The sequence below is a fragment of the Microbulbifer maximicatervae (SeqCode) genome (genome assembly GCF_052468155.1).
Map to the genome: position 1 here is coordinate 645,342 of NZ_CP174335.1, position 22,471 is coordinate 667,812.

Annotated in this window: 18 protein-coding genes; 13 read left to right on the forward strand and 5 right to left on the reverse strand. The window is 46.3% G+C overall.

The features are described 5' to 3' along the window. The first annotated feature begins 45 nt into the window (after positions 1 to 45). The 7 genes from ACJJIY_RS02665 to ACJJIY_RS02695 all read left to right on the forward strand — a co-directional run bounded on the left by ACJJIY_RS02665 (position 46) and on the right by ACJJIY_RS02695 (position 7,058). The gene (locus ACJJIY_RS02665) at positions 46 to 384 is read left to right on the forward strand and encodes a hypothetical protein (RefSeq protein ID WP_445359032.1); all 339 of its coding nucleotides are present in this window, start codon (positions 46 to 48) and stop codon (positions 382 to 384) included. 56 nt (positions 385 to 440) lie between these two features. After that, positions 441 to 719, forward strand: coding sequence for a hypothetical protein (locus ACJJIY_RS02670; RefSeq protein WP_445355571.1), 279 nt, complete (start codon positions 441 to 443; stop codon positions 717 to 719). Between the two features lie 81 nt (positions 720 to 800). Beyond that, entirely contained in the window at positions 801 to 1,019 is a 219-nt protein-coding gene (locus tag ACJJIY_RS02675) for a hypothetical protein (RefSeq protein ID WP_445359033.1), read from the forward strand. Between the two features lie 144 nt (positions 1,020 to 1,163). Then, positions 1,164 to 1,586 (forward strand): hypothetical protein, encoded by a 423-nt coding sequence (locus ACJJIY_RS02680; protein ID WP_445359034.1) that lies wholly within the window; start codon positions 1,164 to 1,166, stop codon positions 1,584 to 1,586. A 693-nt stretch (positions 1,587 to 2,279) separates the two neighbouring features. Beyond that, positions 2,280 to 2,927 (forward strand): outer membrane beta-barrel protein, encoded by a 648-nt coding sequence (locus tag ACJJIY_RS02685; RefSeq protein WP_445359035.1) that lies wholly within the window; start codon positions 2,280 to 2,282, stop codon positions 2,925 to 2,927. A gap of 732 nt (positions 2,928 to 3,659) precedes the next feature. After that, positions 3,660 to 6,185 carry a plasma-membrane proton-efflux P-type ATPase gene (locus tag ACJJIY_RS02690; protein ID WP_445359036.1) on the forward strand — a complete coding sequence of 842 codons (2,526 nt, stop codon included), beginning with the start codon at positions 3,660 to 3,662 and terminating at the stop codon, positions 6,183 to 6,185. A 39-nt stretch (positions 6,186 to 6,224) separates the two neighbouring features. Beyond that, on the forward strand, positions 6,225 to 7,058 hold the full coding sequence (locus tag ACJJIY_RS02695) for a polyphosphate kinase 2 family protein (protein ID WP_445359037.1): 834 nt from the start codon (positions 6,225 to 6,227) through the stop codon (positions 7,056 to 7,058). A gap of 90 nt (positions 7,059 to 7,148) precedes the next feature. On the opposite strand, the gene ACJJIY_RS02700 is transcribed toward ACJJIY_RS02695, so the two are convergent. Then, complete coding sequence (locus ACJJIY_RS02700; protein WP_445359038.1) at positions 7,149 to 8,954, reverse strand: Ig-like domain-containing protein; 1,806 nt, start codon at positions 8,952 to 8,954, stop codon at positions 7,149 to 7,151. 884 nt (positions 8,955 to 9,838) lie between these two features. After that, a complete protein-coding gene (locus ACJJIY_RS02705; RefSeq protein ID WP_445359039.1) occupies positions 9,839 to 10,153 on the reverse strand; it encodes a cupin domain-containing protein in 315 nt (104 codons plus the stop codon). A gap of 299 nt (positions 10,154 to 10,452) precedes the next feature. Between ACJJIY_RS02705 and ACJJIY_RS02710 the strand changes: the two genes are divergently transcribed. Beyond that, positions 10,453 to 11,511: a hypothetical protein gene (locus ACJJIY_RS02710; protein ID WP_445359040.1), complete on the forward strand. Its 1,059-nt coding sequence runs from the start codon at positions 10,453 to 10,455 to the stop codon at positions 11,509 to 11,511. A gap of 80 nt (positions 11,512 to 11,591) precedes the next feature. Here ACJJIY_RS02710 and ACJJIY_RS02715 read toward each other — a convergent pair whose 3' ends face one another. Next, entirely contained in the window at positions 11,592 to 12,992 is a 1,401-nt protein-coding gene (locus ACJJIY_RS02715) for an aryl-sulfate sulfotransferase (RefSeq protein ID WP_445359041.1), read from the reverse strand. 43 nt (positions 12,993 to 13,035) lie between these two features. Here ACJJIY_RS02715 and ACJJIY_RS02720 point away from each other — a divergent pair, with 43 nt between their 5' ends. The 3 genes from ACJJIY_RS02720 to ACJJIY_RS02730 all read left to right on the forward strand — a co-directional run bounded on the left by ACJJIY_RS02720 (position 13,036) and on the right by ACJJIY_RS02730 (position 14,600). After that, on the forward strand, positions 13,036 to 13,287 hold the full coding sequence (locus tag ACJJIY_RS02720) for a hypothetical protein (RefSeq protein WP_445359042.1): 252 nt from the start codon (positions 13,036 to 13,038) through the stop codon (positions 13,285 to 13,287). 636 nt (positions 13,288 to 13,923) lie between these two features. Continuing rightward, positions 13,924 to 14,196: a hypothetical protein gene (locus ACJJIY_RS02725; RefSeq protein WP_445359043.1), complete on the forward strand. Its 273-nt coding sequence runs from the start codon at positions 13,924 to 13,926 to the stop codon at positions 14,194 to 14,196. Further along, on the forward strand, positions 14,154 to 14,600 hold the full coding sequence (locus tag ACJJIY_RS02730) for a L,D-transpeptidase family protein (protein WP_238152069.1): 447 nt from the start codon (positions 14,154 to 14,156) through the stop codon (positions 14,598 to 14,600). The genes ACJJIY_RS02725 and ACJJIY_RS02730 overlap by 43 nt, the downstream gene beginning before the upstream one ends. 67 nt (positions 14,601 to 14,667) lie before the next feature. Here ACJJIY_RS02730 and ACJJIY_RS02735 read toward each other — a convergent pair whose 3' ends face one another. Both ACJJIY_RS02735 and ACJJIY_RS02740 read right to left on the reverse strand, forming a co-directional pair. After that, complete coding sequence (locus ACJJIY_RS02735; protein WP_108734679.1) at positions 14,668 to 16,071, reverse strand: alanine/glycine:cation symporter family protein; 1,404 nt, start codon at positions 16,069 to 16,071, stop codon at positions 14,668 to 14,670. Between the two features lie 177 nt (positions 16,072 to 16,248). Continuing rightward, entirely contained in the window at positions 16,249 to 17,766 is a 1,518-nt protein-coding gene (locus ACJJIY_RS02740) for an MFS transporter (RefSeq protein ID WP_445359044.1), read from the reverse strand. 186 nt (positions 17,767 to 17,952) lie between these two features. Between ACJJIY_RS02740 and ACJJIY_RS02745 the strand changes: the two genes are divergently transcribed. Beyond that, complete coding sequence (locus tag ACJJIY_RS02745) at positions 17,953 to 20,394, forward strand: glycoside hydrolase family 31 protein (RefSeq protein ID WP_445359045.1); 2,442 nt, start codon at positions 17,953 to 17,955, stop codon at positions 20,392 to 20,394. Positions 20,395 to 20,445: 51 nt separating this feature from the next. After that, positions 20,446 to 22,359: an alpha-amylase family glycosyl hydrolase gene (locus ACJJIY_RS02750; protein WP_445359046.1), complete on the forward strand. Its 1,914-nt coding sequence runs from the start codon at positions 20,446 to 20,448 to the stop codon at positions 22,357 to 22,359. Positions 22,360 to 22,471 lie beyond the last annotated feature (112 nt).

A 22,471-nucleotide genomic window follows, 5' to 3' on the forward strand; every position in this document is an offset into this window, starting at 1 on the left:
TGTCTACTCCCGCTAAGTGGAACGTTCTGTGTCAAAGGAGTTATCGTGAGTATACCTAAAAAGGGAAGTAGAAAAATTGTAGTAGAAGGAAATTCGTACCGTTGGATCGTACGAGACCGGCCGACTTACACACAAGCTTTTCAAGGTGGGAAAATGCTTGCTGCTATTGAATTAGATAGCCAAAAAGGTTCTACGTTATCGGTTGAATTCAAGTGGCTGCGTCCAGATGTTGCAATAACTAGCTATCCAAACTCTGTGATGCCAAAGTTAATTGAGTCATGTATTAAGAGTGCAATAAACGAAGGCTGGAATCCAATTAATCCTGGTCCAGCTTATAATTATTATTGCAAACTAGATCAACACAGAGCAAATGTATCAAATTGATGCCTACACTATCGCTTCGGCACAGTTTATACAGGCGTAATGTGTAAAAGGATTTTATGGCATTTTTCATATTGGGCATTCTTTCGGTGACAGTATTTTTCCCATTAGTATTGCCTTGGGGTCAAAAACTACTGATTTATTGTACTGCCGTATGGTTTTTGTTATGGCTTATCTTTTTCTTGCAAACTGAGTGTGAAAGTAACCCAATTTATGATGTAGGTATAGTTGGCGATAGTGCTACTTTAGGTATTTCAATTTTGGCCTTTGCTATCGTAGTATTTGCACGTAGCTTTATTCATTTTGTCATGAATAAAGCTAATCATAATCAAATATGATAAGCGTAGGCAGAATTGCAAGTACCACATATTTGCTGGACCTTCGCCATTTGGTGAATGTTAACTATCTAAGGGCTTTCGATGCAAATTAAATCGGTACATCCAGTAGTAAAAGCCTTCCTGATGTATTTTTTAAGTGTTATGGCAATTGCGATGCTCTTTGCCCTATTTGGTGATTGGATAAAGGAAAAAACCAACTACTCGCTCATTTTAAAAGGATACATTATTGGCCCCCTCGTTTGGCCGGTAGCTTATTTGGGGCTGGTTTATGGTAAATCGAGAAGTTCAGACAATAGTTAGTGATGACAACTCCAAATCTTACCAAAGTTACAAGCTGATAGAGAGGCAGCCACATAACAATCACAGGCAAAGCGACGACTTTTTCATTTCGGCTTCGTCTTCATTTTAAAGCCCTGCATATTGCGGGGAGTATGAGGCTTGAGAATGCATACCTACGAACTTAAAAAGAAGATTTGGTCTGAGAAAGACTTCTCCATAATGGGGTGGCACGATTCCAAAATATGGGGTTTCCTGGCTGATACGGAGAATTTCGAGTTTATGATAGATCTCGATTACATTTTTCAATGGATTCATCCAAGAAAAGGGGAAAAATATTTTAAGTTCTGGGTTGCTCCCGTTACGATGGTATTTGAAAATGCTTACGATATTTTACTTGACATTGAATCCAGGCAAGGTGAGCTAGAAGTCGCCGACTTGCATATGGTGAATGAGAGAAAAACAAAGAATGGTCGCTTCGATGAGCACGATTTTCGTTTTGACTGCCAGGAAGAGGAATTTAAAATAAGCGCACTGGTTTCAAAATGTACGTTCGTAAAGCACCAATTTTGCAGAGTAGGAAAGCTTTGAATTACAAATTACGCGGAGGTATAGATTTTAGCCGAGAGTACAGTAGCTCATAATAAGAGACTATGGTCGCTCATCAAGCTTTTAAGCCATACTTTCATTCCAATAGGTGTTATTTTTTACCATCATATTCAGGGTCGTAATCTGCTTTCTCATGTAGAAAATCAGAGCCACCTTTTTAGGTTTGCCAGAGTCGACTAATCGCTTATACATCGGCTTTAGTGTGGGATCATATTGTATGGCGAAGAGTTTGTAGTTGTTTAATGGTATCCTTAATACCATTTTTATCACTGGTAAAACTAAAGAATTAATCAGTAGATCTCACATAAATATCCAGTTGTTTGCTACCGGTATCGATACTGACATTGATCTCTTGAGGTTCCATAAGATAAGCTATCTCCGCCTTGCTATCCGGGCTAGAGGCCCACATGACTATTCAAGTTATGCCTAGTGAGTGTCTGTCACGTTCCTACTTGTTTTATAAACCGGCGCAGCAACGAACTGTGACAAGCAAGGCCTTCGGTGGCCGCAGAAGGTGGATTTCAATTTACCCGTTAGCGAAAAGGATTTTCAACATCAGAATCGATTAAGAACAACTATACAAGTCGCAGCAATCGCTCTCTTTGATCTCAAAGACAGTCAAAACGCTACGCTATTTGACTGTCTTTGTGCGAAGCGTTACTTACGGAGAAACTCTTGAAAAAAACAACCTTTTTTTTATTCGCTCTATTTGCCACAAGTAATACCATCGCTCAGGAAGACAATCACTACTTAAGAATATCTTATGGCAGCGTTGACACAGATATTGAAGCCCAAGAAGTTATAGATAGTTATGATTATTCACTGTCAGATTCAGAAGGCTGGAGCTTTTCAGCCGGTTACCGGATCAATAGGTTTCTCGCTTTAGAAGGTGGATTTAGCGATTTAGGAAAATCTAGTGGAATGTACCGCTACTCAAGTACAGATACTAACTTTAGCATTACAGAAAACCTCAGCTCAGAGATTAAGTTAAAGACACTAGGCTTATCTATTTCTACTGATACGAAAAAAGCATTATATACAGGGCTTCGATTTGGATATCAGCGCTGGGATGTTAAATATAAATTCAAAGGGGAGTATTTGGAGTACCTTGCAGCTCCAACTGTTATTGGAGCTCCAGGTACTGGGGGACCTGTTGAATACTCAGAATCAAGCAAATGGCGCAACGATGGTTACGATTGGTACTATGGGATAGCAGCAGGTTGGAATTATCAGAATTGGGCCATAAGCCTGGAACACACAATCTATAACGTCGATAATGAAACCCCATCTTTCTCTGCATTAGCGCTTAGCTATAATTTCTGAATAATCAGTTTACAGATTCGAAGGCGGCTTCATCGAGGGCCGCGCTATTTTTAAATAGTCTCAAATCCTTAATATATCTCTATCCCGCCCAATTCTCACGGATAGATCGAGTGATATGATAATAAGTCTAGAAAAAACTAGGCGCTGTGTAGCAATCTAAATGTACACCGTTATCGCTGTAAGTCCTCACTTAACAGCCAGTAGTTCAAGCAACTGAGATGGGTACGTGGCATCCTTGAGTCAATGTTGCTCTTGATAGGTAGATGCTTAACAAATTAGTGCTGTTCGCCTAAGCACTAGGGTTAGAACTTACCCACTAATAGTAGATACCCTATATAGTTAGGTTTCGGCCTATCGTGAAGTGCACTATAAGCTAAAGAGAACTTAGGCATATGCGGAAAGCACCTGCATATGGCCTATACCTAGGCCTGTTGGCCAAGGACTACAGCAAGGATTGATATTCGAAACCCCGGAGAAAAACCGCGACGTTATCGAGACAGACTGATCCTGCACTTGATCAGTTGTCACTGATATACCCCTTTCAATGGCTCACAGGAATAATGGTTTTCACGTCAGCTCAATGCCGGCTTTTAGACCTTTAATTCCACGCCTTCAAATTTCCCTTACCACCGTCATAAATTTTCACATAGCGAGTGGCGCAAACTGCTAAATTGAAATATCCAGTGCTGGAACAGACTCCACAGGTAAACCTTTGTCATTGGGAAACCCAAAGTGCAAGGTCAAGAATCATCGCCAAATAATCAAAACAACAGCGACCAGCAATCGCTGGATTTGCAGAACGCTGATATTGATGCAGTTTATACTGAACTAAACACATCACCCGCCGGCCTCACCAAACATGAAGCCAGCGCCCGCCTGCAAAAATATGGTCCCAATGCCATTCAGGAGAAGGAGCAAAGCGCACTCGCTAAGTTTTTGCGATTTTTCTGGGGCCCCATTCCCTGGATGATTGAAGCGGCCGCATTGCTCTCTGCATTAATTGGCCACTGGCCCGATTTCGCCATCATTGTGGCCCTGCTGTTGTACAACGCGATTGCCGGGTTTTGGCAGGAACACAAAGCTGCCAATGCGCTGGCAGCACTGAAGGCCAGCATGGCCCCCAAAGCCAATGTATTAAGGGATGGGGAGTATCAATCTATCGATGCGGCAATGGTGGTCCCAGGCGATATAGTGCGAATCAAGCTAGGGCAAGTCGTGCCTGCTGATGTGCGCTTTACCGAAGGGAAATCCATCAGTATTGATCAGGCCGCCCTTACCGGGGAATCTCTACCCGTCAGTAAGAGCATCGGTGATATTGGCTATTCCAGCAGTATCGCCAAACGCGGGGAGATGACCGCTGTTGTCATTGGTACCGGGCACAATACATTCTTTGGGCGCACCGCCCAACTTGTTGCCGGCGCAGGGCAAAGTGCCTCACATTCGCAGAAAGCCGTCACCCATATCGGCGACTTCCTCATCGTGCTGTGTTTGGTGCTGGCCGTTATTCTGGTGGGCACAGAGTTATACCGCGATATCGTGGTCGCCGAAACATGGCACTGGTCAGATATCATCAATATTCTTCGCACTGTACTGGTGTTGCTGATCGCATCGATTCCCGTTGCCATGCCTTCGGTCATCACAGTGACCAATGCTCTCGGTGCCCTGGCGCTATCCCGTAAAAAAGCGATCGTCTCGCGGCTGGAGTCCATCGAAGAGTTGGCTGGTGTTGATATCCTCTGCTCAGACAAAACCGGCACCCTCACCAAGAACCAATTGTGTCTCGAAGAACCTACCTTATTCAGCGCGAAAAAGAACGACCAGTTAATTCTTGCCGCCGCTATCGCATCTGAAGCAGGCGCCAGTGATCCAATTGATCAAGCAATTTTTGCCGGCCTGAAAAATAAGGAAGAACTGAAGAAATATAAGGTTGAGGAATTCACTCCCTTTGATCCGGTGAGCAAACGCACTGAAGTCATGGTTCAGAATCAGGATGGGCAAACCCTATATTTCAGCAAAGGGGCCCCCCAGGCTATTGTCGACTTATGTAACTTGAGTGGTGCGAAGGCCGACAAAGCCGCTGCTTGTGTGCAACAACAGGCCTCCAGGGGACTGCGCTCCCTGGGCGTTGCGCAGAAGGCAAACGGCTCACCGTGGCAATTCCTGGGTATTCTGTCTCTTGAAGACCCACCTCGGGATGACTCCAAAGACACTATTCAGCGCGCACGGGAACACGGGCTTCAAGTAAAAATGATTACGGGCGACGATGTGGCTATCGGCAAGGAAATCGCCACCCAAGTCGATATTGGAACAAATATTTTCGCTGCCAGTAGTGTGTTTACAAAGTCCCAGGATATGGACCACCTGCCATCTACTATTGTCGACACCGTTGAACGTGCAGATGGGTTTGGGCGGGTTTTTCCCGAACATAAATATGCCATTGTGAAAGCATTGCAAGGCAGAGGTCACCAGGTTGCCATGACTGGCGATGGTGTAAACGATGCGCCGGCCCTTAAGCAAGCTGACTGCGGTATCGCCGTTAGCGGAGCAACCGACGCCGCACGCGCGGCTGCAGCCATTATCCTGACCTCTCCCGGACTATCAACCATCGTCGATGCCATCGATGAAGCCCGAAAAATATTTGAACGCATTATTAACTACGTACTTTTCCGGGTATCCATGACCCTGGATATTATGGTCGTGGTTGTCTTTGCTACCATAATGTTCGGCTTCTCGCCCCTAACCCCAGTTATGATCGTACTAGTGGCTCTTCTTGATGACATCCCCATTATGACCATTGCCTACGATAATACTCTGCTTCCCAAGGAACCTGTGCATTGGCAAATGCGAGATCTATTACTGGGCTCCAGCATTATCGGCCTTTTTTCTATTGCTCAAACAATGGGTATTCTCTTTATTGGAATGGAATGGCTCAATAACACCAACTGGCAATCCTGGATCGCATTAAATAAAGAGCAAATTCAAACTATCGTATTTTTACAGATCGTAGCGGGTGGACATCTACTGTTATTCGTTGTGCGCTCTCGTACAGCTTTCTTTTCCAAACCACTACCCGCTTTCCCTCTGTTTATCGCAATTGTTGGCACCCAAGCATTTACCGTGCTGATGTGTGGATTCGGCTGGCTGGTGCCGGCAATACCCTGGACTATAATCGGTCTGGTATGGCTATACATGATTATCTGGATGTTTTTCCTGGACCTGGTCAAGAAACTTCTTTATCGAAGATTAAGTGATATCTGAGCCATCTACAAAAGCCTAAAAAAGGTAGGCAGTCGAACTATGAATTGTTTCGAAGATTTCAGGGTAAAGCCTGACAGCAAGATAAAGCTCTCCGATATAGATCCGGGTTTCAAACATTGTTACGAAAGTCGTGAAGAGGCACTCCCAGATACCCAGCGTATAGATGAGCAGATACGTTCATTCACTTACAAGCTTTACGCTGAGCGTAAAACATCTCTACTTATCTGCTTGCAGGGGATAGATGCCTCGGGGAAAGATGGCACCATCAAGCATGTATTAGGCGCAACAAATCCACAAATGTGTAGAGCGATTTCCTTTAAGGAACCTTCAAAAGAAGAGAGCGAGCATGATTTCTTATGGCGATATCACAAAGTAACCCCTGCGCGAGGGCATATATCAATCTTTAACCGCTCTCAGTATGAGGGCGTACTGATTGAACGAGTGCATAGCCTGGTTCCAATGGAGATTTGGAGTGAACGCTATGAACAAATTAACAACTTTGAAAAATTACTCTCTGAAAGCAACACAATAATACTGAAATTTTTTCTTTATATCAGCCAGGATGAGCAGTTAGAGAGATTCAAGCAGCGTATTGACGATCCCGCCAAACAGTGGAAAATCAGCGAAAGTGATTATACTGAGGCAAAATATTGGGATGAGTATATCTGTGCTTTTGAAGATATGCTAAATCAATGCAGCACCGAATCCGCACCCTGGTTTGTTATCCCCGCAAACCACAAATGGTTCCGGGACTTGGCCGTAGCTTCAATTATTTCTGAAGCATTAAAGAAATTAAACCCCCAGTTTCCTGCCCCCACTGTTAACCTGGAAGAGATAAAAATCAAGTATCATCAACTTAAGAATTCGCAATAAACTAAAACCCTAAAAAGCAAGGAGATGATAAATTTATTTACCATCTCCCTTAGCTATAGTTCCAATCTAGTCAAGTCAATCTAGAAAGCTCTAGTGCGACTTAAATACCAACACCCTATTGTTCCTTGAGTCAGTAATAAACAGATTATCTTTATAACCAAAGATTCCTGTTGGAGAACCTAAAGTAGACGCACTGGGTAGTTCATCGGTATCATTAACTCCATTTTGGTTAGAATCATTATAAGCAGATTTCACAAAATCACTTTGCCCCAAGACAGAATCCGCAGCAGCATAATTTTCTTCAGGCCACTGATTCCAAATTAACACTCGGTTATTCTCTGTATCAGTTACGAATAGCTGAATTCCATTTGACCAAATTCCAAACCATGGATAACGTAAATCTTTCTCCGTTGCATCATCCGGCCATTCCTCAGCACCAAAATTTTCCTGCCCGAGTACAACATCTGCCGCAACATAGTTTTCTGTGGGGAATTCATTCCAGAGCAAAATTCGATTGTTTTCAGAGTCTAAAATTGCAAGCTTATCTCCATCACTCCAAACTGCACTAGGGTAAGCAAGAGTTTGAGCTGTTGCCCCCCCACTATTACCATCCAAACTGGTATTAGCAGAGCAGCTCTCCATTGTAGGCTGACCAATAACTAAGCTTGCAATTGTATTATCTTCTGTGGGAATGCTATTCCAAACCAATGCGCGAGAGTTAACTTCATCTACCGCTATAATTTTCCCGTCAACTAAAATGGCAGATACTGGTGTATTAAAGCTATTACACCCATCGTCTCCCTCACCCCATGGTCCTAAAACCACTTCAGGGGCTGCCGCCCCCTCCATAGGGATTTGATTATAAAGCGAAATCCGTCTTTCCCCCTTTATCTGAGAAACAACTAACTTACCGTCATTAATACTAGCTTGAACTGGCCATTGAAGCGTCTTTCTATCATTAGATGAATCGGAGCTATCCAGGCTATCGACACCTAGAGCAAAATCAGCAGAAGCCCCGTTCGAGGAAGGTATTTCATTAAAGACCAAGACACGATTGTTTTCTCGATCCGTTATAAATAGTTTTCCATCAGAACTAACGGCAGGACTACCAATAGGAAAGTCTCCAATATTTTTAGCACTTAGCCCTGCGTCTATATCTGAAAAATTATCCTGGCCAATCACCACTGACGCCGGAGCAAAGTTCTCGAAATACATCGGCACAGTAAAACTGCTGTTTACTGTAGGAATGGGATTTCCTACTAAATCCATTACATCTACATTGATTGTGCGTTTCTGCCCGGCGATCCAGTATTCTTTTGGAGTAATAGTTAGCGTATCATTTTCAACGGCGGTAGCAGACCAAACAACCTTATAGTCATCTTCAAGTAATATCCCACCTAACTGAAGACTATCTATATCCATAGTCTCAGAAAATTGCACTTCGAAAGAATCATTCTTTTCCAGGCGAATATTCTGTGGAAGTATACTATTTACAGTAGGGGCAATGCTCTCAACTTGATACTTGACGGCAATCTCCGTCATTTGATTACCAGCGCCGTCCTGAGCATTGATTACTAGGGATAGCTCTTCCCCTTCCCCCCAAATATCGTTCGGCCTCAGCTCTAATGAATCTTCACTAACTTGGTATAGCTCCCCGAGTTCCTGCATAGAACCAGACAGTGAGATATCACCTAGCTCTACTGGCTCATCAAAAGTCAGTAATACCCTATCACCTTCTTCGATAGTACTACCACCTGCAGGAATAAGGGTCAAACTTGGTGCAGTAATATCACCAGTCTCTTCAGGAGATTTTCCTCCACCTGATCCTCCGTTACAACCGTATAGCGATGAGACAATAGCAAGGCAAAGAGTTGCTTTTAAAAACTGAACTTTCATTTCTTCCCCAAGAAAATGGTTACTTATCAACACAGGACCATGCTAATTTATTTCTCACAAAGAAATGACACGAGAACAAGCAATTTATATCGATTGTCAGAAGTAACGCGTTTTATGGCGGGAATTGGCGCAACTTTAAGTAAATTCTTCCAATTAGTACTAATGCCCAACAATCATATTTGGCTTTTAATGAAAGAGTTTTCTCCTGGCACGAAGAAATTAACTTCAGATCACTAATTTCAACATAAACGCGATCACATCCAGGGAACTGTCAATTCTTAATTGACTCACCATTAAAATGAACAACATAATCTACTACAAATATATTATCTAAAATAATAAATCTAGGATTTACTTCACCGACATATAAAATATTTTAAATTACATTTACCAGGACTAAGTAAGAAGAGCGTAGAGATTCTTTATGAATAGTGAAGCTTTTACAAGCTAACTTTTCCAGAAGTCTCATTCAAAAAAGAAAACCTCTAGAATAAACATACACAGGGTATAACCACCAGATTACCCAGCCGCTGACCTAGTTATAGAAAGCTAAAAATTTGATTAATTATTTTCGGGCAGTATTACTTAAGATAACACTATAAGAAAAAACCAGGTAGCATACACTACCTGGCAGAAAAGGATTTGACTTGGTATCAAACGATCAGACCAAATTAAAGCCGTTCAATTTAACCAAAGCGCCGAAAATTTTAACAGGCCTCTACGGTATATGGAGATATGCACAGGCTGACCTGCTAGTCAGCGGCCTCTCTACTTTTAAAAATAACGATGTTAACTCGTCAGTGGACTTTAGATCCGATTTACATTAATAGATAAAGAACTCTCGATAAGAGCTCATAAGATTTATATCTTAAAAGATAACTGCTTCACTGAAAGAAAACTGCCAACCATATAGTGGCCTCATCTGCAGCTGTCTCCACCACCCGGTGCCTTTGATTTGCCCTAATCAACAAGTTATCCCCCTCCCCCAGGTGGTGCCTCTCACCATTTTCCATTTCAATAACACCATAACCGGAAAGTACTAACACCCACTCATGCTCATCTTGATCATACCACCCTGTTTCAGGCGAGGACTGCCCGTAAGATACAATCCGCTCAACCCTGCAGCTTTTCCCCTCTAGCAAACTCTCAAAATGCTCCCTAGAGTGATCACCTGGTAGCTGAGTGAAAAAATTACCCATAAGTCTCCCCTAACATTAAATCGGCATGAAAAAACAATTTACAAAAATACAACTATACTAAAACCAATAGACTCTACAATTGGGATTAATATAGAAAAACATACGCCAACCGAAATCAAAATGAGCCCGAGACCAGAAAATAGAATATCTTTTACTAAACCTTCAATATTGGCTCTTTGACGCCCCCAAAAACACAACACTCACATAAAATATAAAATAGATCATTCGAAATAGATATGAGCACCTATTAAAAAGCAGCAGATACCAGATCACGACCTATAAAACACAAAGAACATATAATGACTATATATTTACATTCAGGGCTACATAAAACAGGCACCACAGCAATACAATGCTACGCCTATAAATATAGAAAGCTATTAAGAAGTAAAGGTATTTTATATCCCATTATTCATCGAAATTTAATTAGCATAGATAAGGGTCACCATCTTTTTGCACACTCATTTTCCGATCACCCTGAGAGCCCGCCTATATCCAAAGGAAAGTTGCTAGCATATGATTGGAAGTCAAAATCGCAGAAAAATAACCTTGATCTATTAATTAGTGCAGAGCCTATTTGTCGACATACTTACAAAACAAAAGATTGCTCCTGGATTGAGGCTCGGCACCATTATTTAAAACAACTCTCCAATACAATACCCCCAGAGCAAACCAAAATCATCTTAACCTTGCGCAGACAAGATAATTTTGCCCAGTCTCTCTACAAAGAACATATTATGAAAGGAGTATCTCCACTAGCGAAACTGTCATTTAAGGAGTTCCTATCAAAGATAGAAGGGAGAAACCTGAACTTTTATAAAAATATAGCAGCATTCAAAAAATTCTTCCCCAATATACAAATACTCATTTACGAGCAGCTATGTAATGGCGACCTACCAGTTAATTTTTTCCGCTCGCTAGGGGTTTCCGGCTTACCAAACTCTAACAAGATCATAAGGGAGAGTCTCTCCAATGAAGAGGCCGTTTTAAAGCAAATATTGAACCAGCAAATACACTCAAAAGCTGAAAATATAAAACTATTAAAATGGATAAAATCTGGCAGTACGCAAAACATAATCAAGCGAACACTACCAAGATCATCACACCTATGGAACTCTGATGAAGATAGAGCTAATTTTTTAGATCGATATTCACAGGAAAACAAAAAAATAAACGATGAATTCCTCAATGGAGGTAAAGAGCTTTTTCCGTCAAACCATACATCTCCCCAAAAAAAGGCTAACATTATCACACTACAGCCATATTTAATTAAAACACTTCAAGCCCTATCTAGTGATATTAAACAGTTACTGGGGGAATACCGCTTTAGAAACATAATCAATGCTATAGAGCACTGATTGCCAAATCTGGTTAGAAGTCCTTTAAAAAGAATCGCCAGCAACAAAGTATGCTACTGGCGCCTAACTATTTAGAGGATCTAAAGTGATAAATCACTTACCGCTGATATATCATTCCAAGAAAAACGCTCAGCACGATATACACTCGTATCATTGACTACCATCTCCCAAACCGTCTCTGCAGTCTGATCGCCGGCGACTTCAACAATATATGCATCTCTATTGTTGCCGGTACTAGCACTGGATGGGCCGCCCGCGCAAAGTAGAATATTCCCTCCGGAAAGTTCATCTACATCCCCTAAAGAATTCGTGTACTTTGGTGCAACGTACTCCCAAGTCTGCACTGCCACCATTTCCTCTGTGTTCAAAGAGAATTTCACTGCGCGGCTATTATAGATCTCACCACTGTATTCGGACTCATTCCTATTATCGTAAATCAGAATATCTCCGTCTGAAGCAAGCATAGCTGCATGCTGAGAAGCCATCCAGGTGCCAGCTTGCAATGAAAATAATTTCTCAAGAAATCCCTCGGAAGTATCCAAATCCCTACCCATAATCCAGTTTACTTCGCCACTATTATGATCAATATTGACCACCCAGCTTTGAGAGCGACTTGACAGTAAAATCGAATTATCCTCAGAAATATAGTGTAATGAGTTAGAGTGAGTCCAATCCAGCGCACCATTGCTCGCTTCTCGATTGGCTAACTCACCGGGGAAACGCTGAGTATCGAGATGATCGAATGCAGACCATTCCCATACAGTATTGCCCTGCCCATCCACTTCAAAAATCGCATCTCCTTTTATCAATTGACCATCAATTGTTTCATAGGCGTTTGTTAATACCAGTAAGTTTCCATTTTCAAGAAGAATTGCATCGTGGTGATAGGCTGGCAGCTCAAATGATTGGAGCGTTTCACCGGCAAAGGAGATAATCCTTGCTTCCTGATCCAACAGCAACATTAAATTGCCATCCTGTAAATTGCGCACTACCGGAGCTCCGGTTAGAGGAACATCTCCGTGAAGGTACCAGACAACCTCACCCTCCTCATCGAATCCCCAAAAGGTATTATCCCTGTCACCTGAAGGTGCAAAAATAGTTACACCTCCTTCGCTTTGCTCTGTAAATGTAGTTACCTCAACTGGGGGAGCGCCTTCAGGTAACGAACCAGTCTTGAAAGAAATAGTCGAACTCTGCACAACGTCTCCACTTTCCAGCATTGCCAGTGCAGTAAAACGGTAAGTGGTATCGGCCCTTAAACCTACTAGGGTCATATCATGCTCTGTGCCCCAGTCGGTATAATTTGTTCGCCGACGGTCGGTTACCGCCGAGTTGATCCTGATCGCCACTCGCGACTCACTGCTAGTCGATACTTGCGCATTCACCATTAAACTATTTAGTGGATGCATCGAAAGGGTTAATTCTACTTCGTCATCCAAAGCAAGCAGAGCTTCATTCGCTTGCTCTACCTCAACACTCACGCCCGGATTGCTGTACAGCATTACAATACATACTAGAAAAAATATGGGTAACGTCGATCTTCCAGTCATAGCCAAATCCTATTTAATAAATATTAAAAGTAATCATCCCTACCCTGGTATTTCATTTTCAGGGGAGCTTCCAATAATCAGCTATCACATAACGCAAAAAGGGTGGATTCGTTTACTTGGTTTTCAAACCAGAAAGAAATATTTTAGCGATCCCGAAAAGGAAATTTCTTTATTAAATTTTCTAATGCGCAATGGCCCGCACAACAAGAATGAGAAATGGGGATAATTTTGGATAACGATATAGTCGCGACACTTACTAAGATGAAATAAATAATAAAAACTTTTTGAACGCTATTTCTATTATTCTGGCGTGGTTCAAGAACGCTGGAAATTGACTCGCAAGTTACGGTAGATTACTCATAAAACCTTAGCAACTAAGACAAAATCCCTAAAAATCACTAACAAATAGAAGAGCATCCTCTAAGAGAACCTCAGTATATTCCTTTTTGTTGTCACCAGCCCTTAAGACCCACCTTACCATCCCTTGGACTTGTAGTGGTTCATGCCGCCGCAGTACCAACCCGCAGCCGAGGCCGAGTATACGGTTATCTGCTTTGGGGAAATCACCAGCTATGGACTTGTCCCTGTAGTAGGGCAGAAATACTTGCCCTAAGACAAACTGTAGCTGGATTCAAAATCCACGGTTGTTTACACGGCCCACTGGTAGTAGAGAGGTGTGTAATGCATAGCCGATCTTCGCTGCAAAATCATCAATCCATTTCCACGAAACAGAAGGGATCTCTACGCAAAAAATCATCATTCGCCGCTGCCGTAGTGATTGTGGGATCTGCAATTCTTGCCCCACTGACCTATGCCGTGGATTATTCCAATTCCCGCTATAACTCGAGATACAGCGCTCAACATGGACATGGAAACTACGGAGCACACTCCAGGTATAGCAGGGACTACCGAGCAAATTCACGGCATAGCAGGAATTACAGATCGCACTCAAGGCACAACCGGGACTACAGAGCACACCCCCGATACAACAGAAATTACAGGGCGCATTCCCGATACAACAGGAATTATCGGGCTCACTCCAGATACGGAACACATTCCAGATACGCGGCGAATCCACGACATAGCCGCCATATGTGGTTTAAGTCCAATATTCAGGGAACACCGCGTATTGTGATCGACCTCAGTGATCAAATGGCATACTTCTATAAAGGCGGGCGCCTGGCCGGTATGTCCCCAGTATCTACTGGTAAACCCGGACACCGCACACCTACCGGTAACTTCCGTATTTCACAGAAGAAATACAGCCATCGATCAAATCTGTACGGTCACTACATCAGCCCACGGGGCTATGTAATGCGCAGCAATGTGGATGTGCGCCGCCACCGCAAACCTGCGGGTTCTCGATTCCGCGGGGCATCTATGGATTACATGATGCGTATCAATGGCCCCGTTACCATGCATGCTGGCCACGTCCCGGGATATCCCGCCTCTCATGGCTGTATTCGTATCCCCTGGCATATGGCTAAGATTTTTTATGCCCACGCCAAGGTTGGTACCAAAGTGTCCGTGGTGCCTTGAATTGGAAGTAACAGGTAAATTTTTACCAACCATAAAAAAGGCGGACTATTTAGTCCGCCTTTTTTAATTAGGAAGCCTCGGCCTCTTTTCTCTTTGTTAAATCCATACGGGTAAAATAATCGTGAGCCGCTCGATTAACATGCCTCGCCAGTAATAAAGTAGACACCATTGTTGGAATCGCCATTACTGCATACATCCCGATGATGATGCTGTTTACGGCACTTAAAGAAGCCACCGCACCCAATATAATCAGCACCATGTAGAGTCCGGTATAAAGACCCTGCCAGCGGCCACCGAAAAGAAAAACATAGCATTTCATGCCGTAATACCAGCAGGTAACGATAGTGCTGAAAGCCAGCGGAAGGACCATTAGCAGTAGCAAAATTGGGCCGAACTGCCCAAACACCTGAGAAAATGCCTGTGCAGTCAGGGTAACGCCGGCAATATCCCCTTCCTGCTGCCAAGCGCCAGTCAGTAGTATCACCAGGGCAGTACAAGTGCAGATAACCAGTGTGTCTACAATGGGGCCCAGCATGGCAACCACGCCTTCTCGAACGGGCTCACGGGTTTTAGCTGCACCATGGGCCAAAGACTCTGTGCCTATACCCGCTTCATTAGAAAATGCGCCCCGGCTCACCCCTACTGTGATGACCGAACCCAGAGTACCTCCAGCAATAGCTTGACCGCTGAAAGCGTCCGAGAAAATTAACGCAAATGCTGCCGGTACCTGCTCCCAGAAGCTGGCAATTACCACAAGGGTCATGCCCAGATAAAATAGCACCATGCCCGGCACTACTCTTGCGGAGAATTTACCGATACGCTGGATACGACCGGCTATAACATAGGCCGATGCAACAGCAATTAATAGGCCAATAACAAAATCAAAAGTGAATGAACCTCCGGGCGCTACCCAACCCAAGGGCTCAGCAAAAGACTCCCGCAGTAGCTGCGTGGTTTGATTGGACTGAAACACCGGCAACATACCGCAGAGTCCCGCCACGGCAAACAGTACTGCGAGCGGCATCCAGCGTCGGCCCAACCCCTCGCGAATAACATACATGGGGCCACCTTGCAGTTCCCCGGAGGCATCGCGACCGCGAAACATCACCGCCAGCGTCGCTGTATAGAACTTGGTAGCCACCCCAACCAGGGCAGTTACCCACATCCAGAAAATCGCCCCAGGTCCACCAATCGTAATTGCGATGGCAACCCCGGAAATATTGCCCAACCCTAGGGTTCCCGACAGCGCTGTGGATAGCGCTTGGCTGTGATTCACTTGTCCAGGGTCATTGGGGTCATCGTATCGGCCACTTAAAAGCCCAATACTGTGCCCAAGATGGCGGTAGGGACGGCCACGAGAATAGATTAATAGCGCGAGGCCTCCACCAACGAGTAGCACCAATAAGGGGGGACCCCAGACAAAACTGGCAAAAGCCTCTAATGCCTGATCAATAGCAGGGAATATCGACATAATTTAATTCATTTCCGGTGAGATCCGCCCAGTCTAGGTACGCTCACACCAGACTGTCAAAATGCCGCCATAAAACTCCGCAGCCTCATAAATGCGAAAAATTTGGGAAAACCTGGAATCCCGGCAATAAAAAAGCCCCAAATAGGGGCTTTTTTAACAATCTTTTACAACTTTTTATCAAGCTGTAGTAGTTGCCTTTAATGCGGGCTCGGGTTCTGAACTCTCCCTCACCAGCGCCACCGATATAGCGCCAAGCAACATACACACCCCCGCCAGAACAATGATGTAAATTGCCTGGTTTTCGAAAACTGTTTTCAATATCAAGCCAGCTACCAGGGCGGAGACAATCTGCGGTGCGGCGATAGTAAAATTAAAAATCCCCATATAAACACCGGTCTTATCCGCCGGCAGCGAGTCGGAGAGGATCGCATAGGGCATCGCCAGAATAGCGGCCCAGGCAATGCCCACACCCACCATCGGTATCAATAATCCCAGGGCGCCACTGGGTACGGAAACTTCTGTAATCAACAGATTCACCTGTGTGGGATCGCCCCCCTGGAAGAACAGGAAGCTGATGTATCCCAAACCGCCCAGTGCCAGCGATAGGGAATAGGTGAGCTTACGCCCCAGTACCTGAGACAAACGGGCCAGGACAATGGAGAAGATCGCTGCGAACAGGGAGTAAGCAGCAAAAATAATTCCTACCCAGTCACCAGCAGCACCCTTGGCAGCAGCGATATGTGCGGGAATTTCTTTGACGCTTTCCAGATAGGCGGGATCAAACCACTTGGCTTCCACTCCCCAAACATGCTGAGTGATCGCAGGCGTGGTGTAAACCCACATAATAAACAGGGCAAACCAGGAGAAGAATTGCACCAGGGCCAGCTGGCGCATGGTGCGCGGCATTTTAATTAGCAGCTGGAAAAAACCAATCAAGCGCTTTGCCAGTGGGGCTTTTTGCTGTCTCTCCCGCTCAATTTGCGCGGAGTCGAGACCTTTATAGGCATTGTACTGCTCCGGAGGATACTCCTTGGTGCGCAGCACAGTCCACAACACACTGCCCAGAAGCACTGTGGCGCCGATATAGAAAGCCCATATAACGGAGGGCGCCACCTCTCCCGCACGGGCAGTATTTTCCAGACCAATCACATTAGTCAGGATGAATGGCAACATGGAACCGAAGATGGCGCCAATGTTAATCAGCAAAGACTGAATCGAGTAACCCAGGGTGCGCTGCTCTGATGGCACCATATCGGACACCAGCGCGCGGAAAGGCTGCATGGTCACGTTAAAGGCCGCGTCCATCAGGGCCAACATAACGCCGCCAAAAATAATGGGGGCTACTATCGCCACCACAATCCCGGCATTGGGCATAAAAGCCATCCCCAAGGCTGCTGCGATGGCACCAAAAAGGATAAAGGGGTTGCGGCGACCGAAGCGACTCCAGGTCCGGTCCGAAGCTGAACCCACGATCGGCTGTACGATCAGTCCCATTAGCGGTGCCACTATCCAGAATAGAGACAGGGAGTGAAGGTCCGCCCCCAGATCAGACAAGATTCTACTGGCATTGGCATTTTGCAGAGAAAAGCCAAATTGCACCCCGAGAAAACCGAGACTGACATTCCACACCTGCCAAAAGGGCAAGCGCGGTTGCTGGGCTTGCGGCGCAACGGCGCTGCTTGCTGATTGGGTCATAGAGGTCACCGCATCACTAGTTATGCTTATTCTGCCATTCTCACACGCACTCCCGGAGCATCCATCCTCCCCCATAGGGGAGGATGCGGGCCAGATCCTTCGCTTTAGGATAAACTCAGGCCCATGCGTATACGCCGGGCCAACACGAAACTGTGAATCCTAATCAAGCAACTGAAGTCCCGCGCGATGATCCTAAAACTCCCACTCCTGCGCCTGGTGTGTCTCGCAGCTACACTCTGCCTGAGCGCTCAATCCCTGGCCGCTGAACAGCGCAACTACCGCGATCACACCATGAGCGAAGACTCACTAACTGTACAGACGAGTGAGGGCGAGGTCACCCTCACCCCGGTTGGTCCGTCAGCGCTATCGGTGCACTATCGCCGCGAGGGCCTGAAGCAGTTGCCCTCATTTGCGTTGGCCAGCGATTCTGCCGGCCGACCCGAGGCTACGCTGAAGCAAAAAGGGGACAAGCTCGTTTACCGCACTGGCTCGCTTACTGCAGTCATCCACAAGTCTCCCTTCCGAATCGAGTACTTGCGCGGTAGCGAACAAATCCTGAGTGAAGAGAGTGGTTTCTTTGCCACCGAGACGATGCGCGGATTCCGTTTCGCACTGTCGCCAGAGGAAAAACTGCTGGGTGGCGGAGAGCGGGTTATGGGGATGGACCGTCGCGGTCAACGCCTGCCCCTGTATAACCGTGCCCATTACGGATACACCTCCGAATCCAACCAGATGTATTTTTCCCTGCCAGCAGTACTGTCCAGCAACAAATACATTCTGCTGTTCGACAACTCTGCCACCGGCACCCTGGATCTGGGCGCAAACGAAGAAGATATCCTGCAATTTGAAGCTGTAGCCGGGCGCACCGCTTACATCGTGGTAGCCGGTGATACTTATCCACAGTTGCTGGAAAATTATGTATCCACCACCGGCAAACAGCCCCTGCCACCCCGTTGGGCCCTGGGTAACTTCGCCTCGCGCTTTGGCTATCGCAGCGAAGCTGAAGTCCGCGCAACCGTGGATAAGTTTGCCGAAGAAGATTTCCCCCTGGACGCCCTGGTGTTGGACCTCTACTGGTTTGGCCCAGATATAAAAGGTCATATGGGCAATCTTGCCTGGGACAAGGAAGCCTTTCCCGAACCAGAAAAGATGATGGCCGACCTTAAAGAACGCGGCATCAATACCATCCTGGTGACCGAGCCTTTTGTCCTCTCCACCTCCGAGCGCTGGCAGGAAGCCGTGGCGAATAATGCCCTGGCCAAAAACCTGGCCGGAGAGCCCAAGCGTTTTAATTTCTATTTCGGCAATACCGGCCTGATCGATGTCTTCTCCGAAGATGGCCGCGACTGGTTCTGGAATATTTACGACGGGTTATTGAAACAGGGCGTAGCCGGCTGGTGGGGCGACTTGGGTGAACCGGAAGTTCACCCCTCCGATACCGTTCACGCAATCGGTATGGCCGATGAAATCCACAACGCCTTCGGCCACGCCTGGGCGCAATTACTGCACGAACGCCAAACGGCAAAGCACCCTGAGCGTCGCCCCTTTATTATGATGCGCTCCGGTTTTGCCGGCTCCCAGCGCTACGGAATGATCCCCTGGACCGGCGACGTCTCTCGGGAATGGGGTGGCTTACAGCCCCAGGTGGAATTGGCTCTGAGTATGGGCTTGCTGGGCTTTGGCTACACCCATTCAGACCTGGGCGGCTTTGCCGGCGGTGAGAAATTTGACCGCGAACTCTACATCCGCTGGTTACAGTACGGCGTATTCCAACCGGTTTACCGCCCGCACGCCCAGGAGCATATTGCTTCCGAACCGGTTTTCCACGATCGCCGCACCCGCGATATCCTGCGCGAGTATGTAAAACTGCGCTATCGCCTGCTGCCCTACAACTACACCCTCGCCTTCGAAAACAGCCAGACCGGCATGCCACTGATGCGTCCGCTGTTTTTCGAAAACGAAAGTGATCTGTCTCTACTGGACTACAAGGATGCCTACCTATGGGGTCAGGATTTCCTCGTTGCCCCAGTCGTGGAGGAGGATGTGGATGAGGTCGCGGTAAAACTGCCCGGTGGCACCTGGTTCGATTACTGGACTGATGAACAATATTCTGGCGATCAGGCCCTGGTAGAAGTGAACCTGAAAACGATTCCTGTACTGGTGCGGGCCGGCGCCATTATTCCCACCATTGACGATATTCACAGCAGCCGCGATTACTCCAGTAAAAACCTGATCCTGGACTACTACGCGCACCCATCAGCAGCAAAGTCCGAGCGCTATGTTTATGAAGATGATGGCGCTACCGCGCAGGCTTTTGAAAAAGGCAAATACGAGAAGCTGCATTTCTCAGCTGAAAACAAACAGCAGGGTTTAACCTTCGCCTTTAATCGAGAAGGAGACGGTTATACCGGTATGCCGGAATCCCGCAAGGTCAATTTAAAGATCCACAACTGGCAACAAGTGCCTGCGCAGCTTGATGTTACCGGCGAATCCCTGCCTATTTTCGACAGTGAAAAAGACTTTGCTCAGGCACCCCGTGGGGCCTGGTACAACAAGAGCAAGCAGCAACTGCTGGTTAAATTTGACTGGCACAAAGAACCGCTGGATCTAGTGCTCAAAAATCAATAATTCAGCAAACCGCTGTTCACTGACAAAAAAATTTAAAGTCATCAGGAAACAATGAAGAAGTTACATTCCCTGTTTATTGCCAAACTCCTTTCGGCTTCCCTACTGGGCGCTGCTCTATTCGGCACTGCCGGCTGCAGCCAGGAGAGCAGCCCGGAAGAATTACAGCCCGCTGAAAAAGTTGCGGAGAAAAAAGCCGTTATCTATCAAGTGCTACCGCGCTTATTTGGCAACACTAACAGTACCAACAAACCCTGGGGCACACTCAAAGAGAATGGTGTGGGCAAGTTCTCCGACTTTACCCCAAAAGCACTGAATGAAATCCACGCGCTGGGCGCCACCCATATCTGGTACACCGGCGCCCTGCACCACGCCCTCGTTGGCGACTATACGGAATACGGTATCAGTAACGATGATCCAGATGTGGTCAAAGGCCGCGCCGGCTCTCCCTATGCCATCAAGGATTACTACAGCGTAAACCCAGACCTGGCCAATAACCCAGCAGAGCGATTACAGGAATTCCGCGCACTGGTGGAACGCAGCCACGCGGCCGGCCTGAAAGTAATTATCGATATAGTGCCCAACCATGTAGCCCGCGCCTATCATTCTCTCGATAAACCCCAAGGCGTGCAGGATTTTGGAGCTGGCGACAACACCCAGGTCACCTACGCCCGCAACAACAATTTCTACTATGTGGTGGGCGAAGACTTCCGCGTGCCCGTTGCAGAAGACAGTTATCAGCCACTCAATGGCGAAGCCAATGATCTTGTCGATGGGCAGTTTGTAGAGAGTCCAGCTAAATGGACCGGTAATGGCGCGCGCAGTGCACAACCTGCCATGCACGACTGGTATGAAACCGTCAAAATTAATTTTGGCGTTCGTCCCGATAACAGCAAGAACTTTTCTGAGCTACCCCAGGAGTATGCCGAGCGCGACTACCGGGCCCACGCCCAGTTTTGGGCAGACAAGAAAGTCCCGGATACCTGGAAAAAATTCCGCGATATCGCCCACTACTGGCTGGACTTTGGCGTGGACGGATTCCGCTATGATATGGCCGGTATGGTGCCGGTAGAATTCTGGAGCTACCTGAATTCCTCCATCAAAATGCGCAACCCCAACACACTGTTACTTGCCGAAATCTATACTCCAGAGCGCTATCGGGATTATCTGCACCTGGGCAAAATGGATTATCTCTACGATAAAGTCGGTACTTACGACGCTATTCGTGCGGTCATGGAGAACAAGGGCAGCGCAGATAAAATCGCAGAGGTACAGGCAAGCCTGGTAGATATTTCCTCTCATATGTTGCGCTTTATGGAGAACCACGACGAGCAGCGTATTGCCAGCGCACAATTTTCTGGCAACCCAGAGGCAGGCAAACCTGCAATGCTGGTGTCTGCCGCGCTCTCTCCAGCCCCTACCTTGGTTTACTTTGGCCAGGAGTTAGGAGAACCCGCCAACAAAGATACCGGCTTCGGCAAAGCCAGCCGCACCACCATTTTCGACTACTGGTCAGTACCCAGTGTGCGCCGCTGGAACAATGAGGGCGCTTTTGACACTGCACTGCTGACAAAAGAAGAAAAAGAGCTGCGCAGCTTCTACCAGCGCCTGCTTAATTTCTCCAAACAGAGCCCGGCCTTACTTGGCGATTACCTGGACTTGCACAGCTACAACCGCAAGCAAAACTCTGGCTATGGTGAAAAACAATTTTCCTTTGCCCGCTGGAGCGAACATGAAAAATTGTTGGTAATCGCCAACTTCGATAACAGGGCAGTGGAGTTTGATTTTCAGTTGCCTACAGCACTTCTAGAGGCCTGGAAACTACAACCGGGCAGCTACCTGGCTGAAAGCCAGATATCCAATAAGGTGGCAAACCTTATCTTGGAAAAAGACCAAGCCTCCACAAAGATCCAGTTGGCACCCTACGAAAGCCATATCTTTGCAATATCCGCTGTTCCCCAGAAATAGCCACTCAGCCCTGGAGGGGATTACTCCCCTCCAAGAACGCTTAAGCACAGCAATTTATACCCACCTTATCCCCTTTCTCACAACATATTCCCGACAATCCCTAACCATACTC